General features: G+C 68.9%; 3 protein-coding genes. 2 read left to right on the forward strand and 1 reads right to left on the reverse strand.

The window, feature by feature from the left end:
• A partial coding sequence (gene hisN / locus JHC79_RS16970; RefSeq protein WP_296392927.1) for a histidinol-phosphatase occupies positions 1–759 on the reverse strand: 759 nt, incomplete at its 3' end.
• 60 nt (positions 760–819) lie between these two features.
• Between hisN and JHC79_RS16975 the strand changes: the two genes are divergently transcribed.
• Positions 820–1,194: a hypothetical protein gene (locus JHC79_RS16975; protein WP_296392930.1), complete on the forward strand. Its 375-nt coding sequence runs from the start codon at positions 820–822 to the stop codon at positions 1,192–1,194.
• 41 nt (positions 1,195–1,235) lie between these two features.
• Positions 1,236–1,741 (forward strand): PCRF domain-containing protein (locus tag JHC79_RS16980; protein WP_296392932.1); only part of this gene is annotated, 506 nt, incomplete at its 3' end.

A 1,741-nucleotide genomic window follows, 5' to 3' on the forward strand; every position in this document is an offset into this window, starting at 1 on the left:
GTCGTGCAGCAGCCCGTTGCTGGCGATGGCGCTGCCACCGTGCGGGCCGCTCGTTCCGTCCAGGTCGGTGAACGTGCCGCCGGCCTCACGCACCAGGATGTCGACGGCGGCCAGGTCCCACAGCGACACCTCGGGCTCGGCGGCGATGTCGACCGCGCCCTCGGCGACGAGGCAGTAGTTGTAGAAGTCGCCGTATCCGCGCACCCGCCACACCTCGTCGGTGAGCGCGATGAACTGCCCTCGCACGCCGCGGTCGCCCCACCCGCTCAGGCTCGAGAACGCCAGGCTCGCCGCGTGCAGCGAATCGACTCCCGACACCCGAACCCGCCGAGCGTTGTCCGCGTCGACCTGCGCCCAGGCGCCGGAGCCGGACTCGGCCCACCATCGCCGCGACAGCGCCGGCGCCGACACCACGCCGAGCACCGGGGTGCCGTCGACGAGCAGGCTGATCAGCGTCGCCCACACCGGCACGCCGCGCACGAAGTTCTTGGTCCCGTCGATGGGGTCGATGACCCACTGTCGTCCCGTCAGCAGGGGCGCCCCGCCGAACTCCTCGCCGAGTACGGCGTCGTCGGCTCGGTGCTCGGCCAGCACCGAGCGCAGCTCGGTCTCGACGGCGAGGTCCGCGTCGGACACCGGGGTGAGATCGGGTTTCGACGACACCTCGAGATCGATCGCGCCGAAGCGGTCGCGAGTGATCGCATCGGCGCGATCAGCCATCGTCAATGCGAGCTGCAGATCGGAAACCGGATCGGACATCATGCCCGGTAGGCTACGTGGCACCCCATTCCCCGAGTCGAGAGGTGGTCGGCGCTTCCCATGCTGATAACCATCGCGTTCGCGCTGATGTTGGTCGTCCTGCTCGCGGTGTTCGTGATGCAGCGCGGTCGACGCCCCGGCGGCGGTGGGCTGTTCGGTGGCGCGGGTGCCGGCTCGTTCGTGCAGGGCACGTTCACGGTGACCGGGGTCAGCGACCGCCCCGACGCAGGCGACAAGAACGACCAGATGTTCTGCACGGTGTCGGGGACCATCGTCGGACCGGACACCGCGCCGACCGACGTCTACGGCGACCTGGTGGTGACCGGCAAGACCCCGTGGCCGCAGATCGGTTCGGACATGCCGGTGGTCTACAAGCCGGGCAAGGCCGAGACGAGCTGGCGCTTCGGCAACCTCGAGGTGCCGCCCGCACAGTAGTGGGAGATCGACCTCGGTGTGGCCCGGTAGCCTGATACACCGTGCATCCCGACATAGCCGCAGACCTCGAATCGCTCGACACCACTCTCACGACCGTGGAGAAGGTGCTCGATCTCGAGGAGCTGTCCCGGCGGATCAGCGAGCTCGAGCACCAGGCCGCCGACCCCGAACTCTGGAACGACCAGGAGCACGCGCAGCAGGTCACCAGCGAGCTGTCGCACACTCAGACCGAGTTCCGACGGGTCAGTGAACTGCGTCAGCGTCTCGACGACCTCCCGGTCCACTACGAGCTCGCCGACGCCGAGGAGGGTGACAACCAGGTCGCCGCCCTGGCCGATGCCGACGCCGAACGCGCATCGTTGCGTACCGACATCGAGGCGATGGAGGTCAAGACGATGCTGGGCGGGGAGTACGACGCCCGCGACGCGCTGGTCAACATCCGCTCGGGCGCAGGCGGCATCGACGCCGCCGACTGGGCCGAGATGCTGATGCGCATGTACATCCGCTGGGCCGAGAAGCACGGCTACGGCGTCGAGGTCTACGACAC

Origin of the sequence: Williamsia sp., from assembly GCF_016462415.1 — a bacterium.
In the GTDB taxonomy this organism is placed as follows: domain Bacteria; phylum Actinomycetota; class Actinomycetes; order Mycobacteriales; family Mycobacteriaceae; genus Williamsia_A.

Bases quoted from the DNA above. Each gene is read 5' to 3' on its own strand.
- JHC79_RS16975 (WP_296392930.1), top strand. From the start codon at position 820: ATGCTGATAACCATCGCGTTCGCGCTGATGTTGGTCGTCCTGCTCGCG.